Origin of the sequence: Marivita sp., from assembly GCF_020055675.1 — a bacterium.
In the GTDB taxonomy this organism is placed as follows: domain Bacteria; phylum Pseudomonadota; class Alphaproteobacteria; order Rhodobacterales; family Rhodobacteraceae; genus Marivita.
In genome coordinates this window covers 1-6,184 of the sequence record NZ_JAIPUS010000059.1, presented here as the reverse complement: position 1 = coordinate 6,184, position 6,184 = coordinate 1, and the positions used below count along the sequence as shown (strand labels likewise).

6 protein-coding genes and 1 pseudogene are annotated in these 6,184 nt (G+C 59.9%); 6 read left to right on the top strand and 1 reads right to left on the bottom strand.

Translation table 11 applies throughout. The annotated features are described in order from the left end of the window. A pseudogene (locus tag LCF59_RS17315) lies at positions 1-259 on the bottom strand (glycine C-acetyltransferase); the annotation flags it as partial. A 238-nt stretch (positions 260-497) separates the two neighbouring features. On the opposite strand from LCF59_RS17315, the gene LCF59_RS17310 reads away from it, so the two are divergent. The 6 genes from LCF59_RS17310 to LCF59_RS17285 form a co-directional block, all read left to right on the top strand. Then, a complete protein-coding gene (locus LCF59_RS17310; RefSeq protein WP_292288870.1) occupies positions 498-1,097 on the top strand; it encodes a hypothetical protein in 600 nt (199 codons plus the stop codon). A gap of 36 nt (positions 1,098-1,133) precedes the next feature. Beyond that, entirely contained in the window at positions 1,134-2,423 is a 1,290-nt protein-coding gene (gene tagH / locus LCF59_RS17305) for a type VI secretion system-associated FHA domain protein TagH (RefSeq protein WP_292288869.1), read from the top strand. Positions 2,424-2,509: 86 nt separating this feature from the next. Continuing rightward, positions 2,510-3,865 (top strand): type VI secretion system ImpA family N-terminal domain-containing protein, encoded by a 1,356-nt coding sequence (locus tag LCF59_RS17300; RefSeq protein ID WP_292288868.1) that lies wholly within the window; start codon positions 2,510-2,512, stop codon positions 3,863-3,865. Positions 3,866-3,958: 93 nt separating this feature from the next. Beyond that, positions 3,959-4,477 (top strand): type VI secretion system contractile sheath small subunit, encoded by a 519-nt coding sequence (gene tssB, locus LCF59_RS17295; protein WP_292288867.1) that lies wholly within the window; start codon positions 3,959-3,961, stop codon positions 4,475-4,477. A gap of 52 nt (positions 4,478-4,529) precedes the next feature. Continuing rightward, positions 4,530-6,023, top strand: a complete 1,494-nt coding sequence (gene tssC, locus LCF59_RS17290) for a type VI secretion system contractile sheath large subunit (RefSeq protein WP_292288866.1) — start codon at positions 4,530-4,532, stop codon at positions 6,021-6,023. A 60-nt stretch (positions 6,024-6,083) separates the two neighbouring features. Further along, on the top strand, positions 6,084-6,184 hold a 101-nt coding region (locus tag LCF59_RS17285; RefSeq protein ID WP_292288871.1), incomplete at its 3' end, for a type VI secretion system tube protein Hcp.

Below are 6,184 nucleotides of genomic sequence, written 5' to 3'. Positions count from 1 at the left end.
TGCCGCAGATGAATCGCACCGACGCCATACCGACACCATACCGACGCAATACCGACACGGCTTCGTCGATGAGTTCGGGGTTATCCGCCAGCCCGAGATAGTTGTTGGCGCACAGGTTGATCACCTCACGGCCATCCGCCAGCCGCACCTCACCCGACTGCATCGAGGTGATCACCCGCTCGGTCTTGTAAAGCCCCTCGTCGCGCAAGCCCGCAAGCCGCGCCTCGATCTCCGTCTCGAAACGATCTGCCGCCGTCATGTCACACCCTCCCTCAAATGGCTCTGCGCACGCGACCTGGGCGCACCTGCGCGCCTGATGGCCTCTAGCATGAATCGCCACTAGGGACATAGCGGACATGTTCCGCGCCACTCGACAACCGCCACCACGGGCGGGCCGAAAAAATTAACCGGTGACGGGCGTGGCGTAAGGCGCTAGCCTTTGTCAAAGGCGCTATGAGCGATTTTAGACTATTGATGTTGCAGGGAAGCATTTGCCCATGGATGACGAGGGGCCTCAGAACGAGCCACAGCAGGAAAAGACGCAGCCTGCCATTTCGGCCCTGCGCTATGAGACGCCGTCCGAACTCTATGCGGCGATGCCGCAGATACGAAACCTGATGCAGCACCGCCCCCAGGACGACGAGAGCGCCGTTGCCTTTCTGGCGCGGCTGAGATCGAGCACGACACCCGAAGAGGCGGTGACCTTCACGGCATTTGCGGCACGCGCCAAGATGGCGATCTGGTGGGCCTATGAATGCGTGCGCACCTCCTCCGAGGAAATGAGCGCCGATGACCGCGCGCTGATGGAGCAGATCGCCAACTGGACCACGCACCCGGATGCGCAGAACCGCTATATGGTCATGAAAGAGGCGCTCTGGGCACCGCAGCGCACGCCGGTGGTGCTGCTAGGGTTGGCCGTGGGCTGGTCCGGTGGCCAGTTCGCACCGAATGACCCGTCGCAGGTGCCACCCTATCGCACCCCGCGCGCAGTAAATTCGGCGGTGTTGTCCTGTCTCGCCAAATCAAGCCTGAACCGACGACCGATCGAATTGGCCCGGTTTCTCGATTTGGCGCTTTCCCTCTACCGTGTGCTCTAGCCGCCGCTTTCGGGAACGGATAGGGTCTGACCTGCCATGACTTTAACGCTACGAATCCTCAATTATGACGCGCTCGAAAACGGCGGGCCGCTGTCGATAACGCTCAACCGTTCCGGGTGCAGCGTCGGGCGACGCGCGTCTATGGATTGGGTGTTGCCCGACCCGGAACGGCATATCTCCGGTCATCACTTCGACATTTCCTTTTCCGAAGGGGCTTATTGGCTGACCGATGTGTCGAGCAACGGCACATTCCTGCAAGGTCAGCGGTATCGGCTAGAAGGTCCGCATCGCCTGACCGGGTCCGATCAACTGCTGGTAGGGCATTACATCATCGGGCTGGAACTTGGCGCGCCGGCGCAGCCGCAACCGCACGGCATGACACACGGCCTGCAGACCCCGCCAATGACCCATCCGGGGCCCGCCGCCCCGGCAGAGGATGCCGACCCTTGGGATTTTGGCCCGGCCATGCCACCTGCGCCGCCTGCCGCGTCACAGGTCCGGGTGCCCGCACCGCAGATGGGGGATATCTCTCAGGATTTCCAGCCCATGCACCAGCCCGCGCCACAGCCACCGCCCGAGGCACCGCGCCCGCTGCAACGGCCACCATCGCCCACGACCGGCGATTTGTCCGGCAGCACCCCGATGCATTCTCCCAATTTCGGATCGCCGCAAGGCGCGGCCCCCGACCCGACGCCGTTCATGGCACAGCCGACGCCGCCTCAACCGACCCCACCTGCGCAGGTCGGACCCGCGCCCTCTGGCGACGCCATCCTCCGTGCCTTTTGTGACGGTGCCGGCATCGCCCCCGCAGCAGCGCAGGCCCAAAGCCCAGAAGACTTTGCACGCATGCTGGGCTATTGCGTCCGGATCGCCACCGAAGAGATGATGCGCATGTTGCAGGACCGCGCCAACGTCAAGCATTTCACCAAGGGCGGCGAACGCACAATGCGCAGCGCAACCGGGAACAACCCGCTGAAATTCATGCCTGATACAGCACAGGCCATCGAGACGATGTTCGTGTCGCCTCGCGACGGTTTCATGACCGGCCCCGAAGGTTTCGAGAACGCGCTCAAGGATCTACGCCAGCATCAGGCGGCCGTTTTCGCCGCGTTGCAGCCCGCACTTGCACATATGCTGGAAGGCCTGTCGCCCGAAGAAATTGAAGAGGCATCAAGCGCGGGCGGTTTCCTTGGCACATCCAAGCGCGGCAAGGCGTGGGACCTCTACGTGGATCGTTGGGATGCCAAGGCAAAGGAGGGTGAGAACGGGATGCTCGATACCTTCCTCAAGGCGTTTTCGGATGCCTATGCCAAGGCATCGCGATAGATCGGCGGCCTTGACCGCGCGGTGAAACTGCTTAACCATGTCAACGCGTTGAGTGCATGAAGTGATTTTGGGAAAGAGATGTTCGGATGAGTCTTGATTGGGTGCTCGAACCGATTTCCGAAGAGGCACCGTGTGGCCCCGACCTCAATGCTGCCATGGACGCGGCATATGATGACTATTATTTCGGCGCACTCGGGCGGTTGCCGGAACGGTTCTTGAAACCGGGGGTCGAGCGGCCCGACGGATCACGCAGCCCTGACGACATTCTCGATCCCAAGGATGTTGACGCCTCTGGCGAGGCCAAACAGATCGACGCGCTGCTGAAGCGGAGCCGGGATTTGCGCCTGCTGGTGCTGCGCGCGCAGTGGGAAATCCTCGCTGGTCGCATCGCGCCGATGGCGCAATCGGTACGCGCCATTGCCGACCTGCTCGACACATTCGGTGCCGAGGTCCACCCGACTCTCGAAAGTGGCTCTGGCGAACGCCGTGACACGCTCAACGATCTGGCGCAGCAGAACACCGTCCTGTTGCCGCTGCAATTCGCCGGTCTTACGGGGACGACCGAAGTCACGTTGCGCAAGCTGCGAATAGCGGCGGGGCAGGCTACGCCGCTGTCGTTTGAGGACGAGATTTCATCGGCCATGTTGCAGGACTCTCTGGCTGCCCCGACGAATCGTAAGAAAGTCGACGAAAGTCACGGCGCGCTTCTGTCGCTGTCACAATCGCTGGCGCGGATCGTGGCGACCTGTCAGGTCAATGAAAGCCATCCGTTTTCGCCCGCGCTGGATCCTCTTCAGGACCTGGTGACCGAGTGCCTTGAGGCAATCACCGATGCGCGTGCCGATCTGCGCGGCGCCGAAATTGACGTGCCCTCGCCCCAGCCCGCGACTGACGAGCCGGGGCAGGCGGAACCGGTGGCATCGGCGGCGGTGCCGCAGGCTTCTGACGGTCAGTCGCGTTTGCAGGTCGGTTCGCACGAGGAGGCGCGGCAGGTTCTGGAGGCCTGCGAGGCCTATTACCGGCATAAAGAGCCGTCCTCAGCCGCACTTCTACTCGTGACGCAGGCTCGCCTCCTGATCGGGCGACCGCTTATCGAGGCGCTGGAAACGCTGCTCCCGCAGGAGGCCGCGAAAGCAATCGTGGAATTCGGGCCTCAAACCGGGTTCGTGATGAATATTGACAGGTTGCGCGCGCTGTCGTCGGACGGGGCGGGACAGAGCCCCGAACCGGCAACGCAACCGCCTTCCGCGCCTGCACCCGTGATCGAGACCTCCGCCGATGCGGTGGACGCGCTGCGCGGCGTTGAATCGTTTTTCAGAAGCCACGAGAAAAGCAGCCCCGTGCCGCTCTTGCTGCAACGAGCCCGCAGCTACGCGGACAAGGACTTCAGGGCACTCGTGGAGGAACTTATTCCGCAGGTGCGTCAGGGGGAGAGCGGCTGAGATATCAACACTCTGCTTACGTGCCAGAGACGGGATTAGCGTTGACTTCAAGGTGTATTCTGGCTTTCTATATGTGCAAACAGGGAGTTCATTATGGCAGGCAATTCAGGTTCTGGCTTTATCAAGAGAAATCGCCCGCCTCGTGTGCAGATCGCGTATGAGGATCCTTACGACAGCGAAAAGATGGTAGAACTGCCATTTGTCATGGGCGTGATGTCCGATCTTTCGGGCAACAATCCCTCTGTCGAACCCGAAGCAGTCGAAGAGCGGACATTCGCGGATGTGACCAAGGATACGCTCGACGAATACATGGAATCGGTCGGTCCCGGTGTCACCTTCATGGTCGAAAACCGACTTGCCCCCGACTCGGAAGAGAAGATCGGCGTCAATTTACAGTTTTCGAAGATGGACGATCTCGAACCGGCAGAGATCGCGCGCCAGGTTCCGGCGCTGCGCAAATTGCTCGAAGCGCGCCAACAGCTTGCCAATCTTCAGAAATACATGAGCAGCAAGCCCAAGGCGCAGGAACATATAAAGAAGTTGCTGAACGATCCAGAATTGATGGCGGCACTCGCGGCGCGCGATCCCGAGACCGACGAAACGGACGATTAAGCGATTTATGATCCGTTCGCGATGGCGGGTTGCATGAGAAGAGTTGAAAAAAATGGCAAATGAAGCGCAAGCGCAGACTGGCACGGCCGCCGAAGGCTTGAACGAGCTTTCGGAATTCTCCGATATCCTCAAACAGACCATCAAGCCGCGCACCGATGTTGCGGCCAAGGAGGTCGACAACGCGGTTGTCGCCCTTGTCCGCGAAGCATTGGACGATCAGGAACTTGTGGCAGAGGATGTCATCGACACACTCGACGCCATGCTCGCCAAGCTGGACAAGAAACTGACCGATCAGATGAACGCGGTCCTGCATCACGAGGAATTCCAGAAGATCGAATCGTCGTGGCGCGGCCTTGCCTACACCCTCAACAATGCCGAAACCGACGCCTCTTTGCGGGTCAAGGTTTTGAATGTGTCAAAATCCGAATTGCAGGCAATGATGCGCCGCTATCCGGGTGCCAAGTGGGACAAGAGCCCGCTGCATGACATGGTCTATGAACAAAACCTCGGCACACTGGGCGGCAAGCCCTTCGGTTGCCTGATCGGCGATTACCATTTCGATCATTCGAGCGGTGACGTGAACCTGCTCAACTCGCTGAGCAAGATTTCCGAAGCCGCGCTGGCGCCTTTCATTTCGGGCGCCTCCCCGACGCTTCTGGGTTTGGACGAGTGGAACGAGATTTCGCAGCCACCCGATCTGTCCGAGATATTCGAGACCCCGGAATACGCCCAGTGGAACAGCCTGCGCGACAGCGAAAACGCGCGCTTCGTGGCGCTGACCCTGCCCCGGGTTCTGGCGCGCGAACCTTATGGCCAGAATTCCAATGCCGTGGTCGAGGAATTCAACTTTGAAGAAGAAACCGACGGACATGGCGGCAAGCTCTATTCTTGGATGAACGCGGCCCACGCCATGGCTGCCAACATCAACCGTGCGTTCAAGGAATACGGCTGGACGGTCAAGATCCGGGGTGTTCAGTCGGGCGGTGAGGTGCAGAATCTGCCGACCCATGTGTTCGATACCGGCGACGGGTCCAAGGATCTCAAGTGCCCCACCGAAGTGTCGATCACCGATCGGCGCGAAGGAGAGCTGAGCAAGGCCGGTCTGATCGGCCTGATCCATCGCCAGCATACCGACAAGGCGGCGTTCATCGGGGCACAATCGCTTTATCGGCCCAAGAAATACGTGGATGACTTGGCGACGGCTTCTGACAACATGTCGTCACGAATCCCGTATATTTTCGCCGTGTCCCGGTTCAGCCATTACCTTAAGGTCATGGTCCGCGACAAGATCGGTGAAAGCCCTGATCGGCGTCAGCTGGAGACCCAACTCCAGACGTGGATCAACAAGTATGTATCCGGCAACCCGGAGAGTGCCAGTGAAACCGAAAAGGCCAAGAAGCCCCTTGCTGGTGCTAAAGTCGAAGTCGTTGAGGACGAGCTTAACCCGGGGTATTATCAGGGAAAATTCTTCTTGAAACCCCATTTTCAGATGGAGGGCATGGATATCGGCATGAGCCTCGTATCCAAACTGCCCACCGGCAAGTGAACCACTACGCCAGTTAAGCAACAAAGCAATTGACAGGCGAGCCAGTAAAAGGAGTGACCCATGGCTGTCGATATTTTTCTTGGACTTTCAAACAACATCAAGGGTGAGTCGCAGGACGACACCCATCGTGACAAGATCGACGTGCTCGCCTGGAACTGGGG

Excerpts from the sequence above, each read along its gene's own strand:
- tssC (WP_292288866.1), top strand. The coding sequence starts at position 4,530 with ATGGCAAATGAAGCGCAAGCGCAGACTGGCACGGCCGCCGAAGGCTTG.
- tssB (WP_292288867.1), top strand. The coding sequence starts at position 3,959 with ATGGCAGGCAATTCAGGTTCTGGCTTTATCAAGAGAAATCGCCCGCCT.
- tagH (WP_292288869.1), top strand. The coding sequence starts at position 1,134 with ATGACTTTAACGCTACGAATCCTCAATTATGACGCGCTCGAAAACGGC.
- LCF59_RS17300 (WP_292288868.1), top strand. The coding sequence starts at position 2,510 with ATGAGTCTTGATTGGGTGCTCGAACCGATTTCCGAAGAGGCACCGTGT.
- LCF59_RS17310 (WP_292288870.1), top strand. The coding sequence starts at position 498 with ATGGATGACGAGGGGCCTCAGAACGAGCCACAGCAGGAAAAGACGCAG.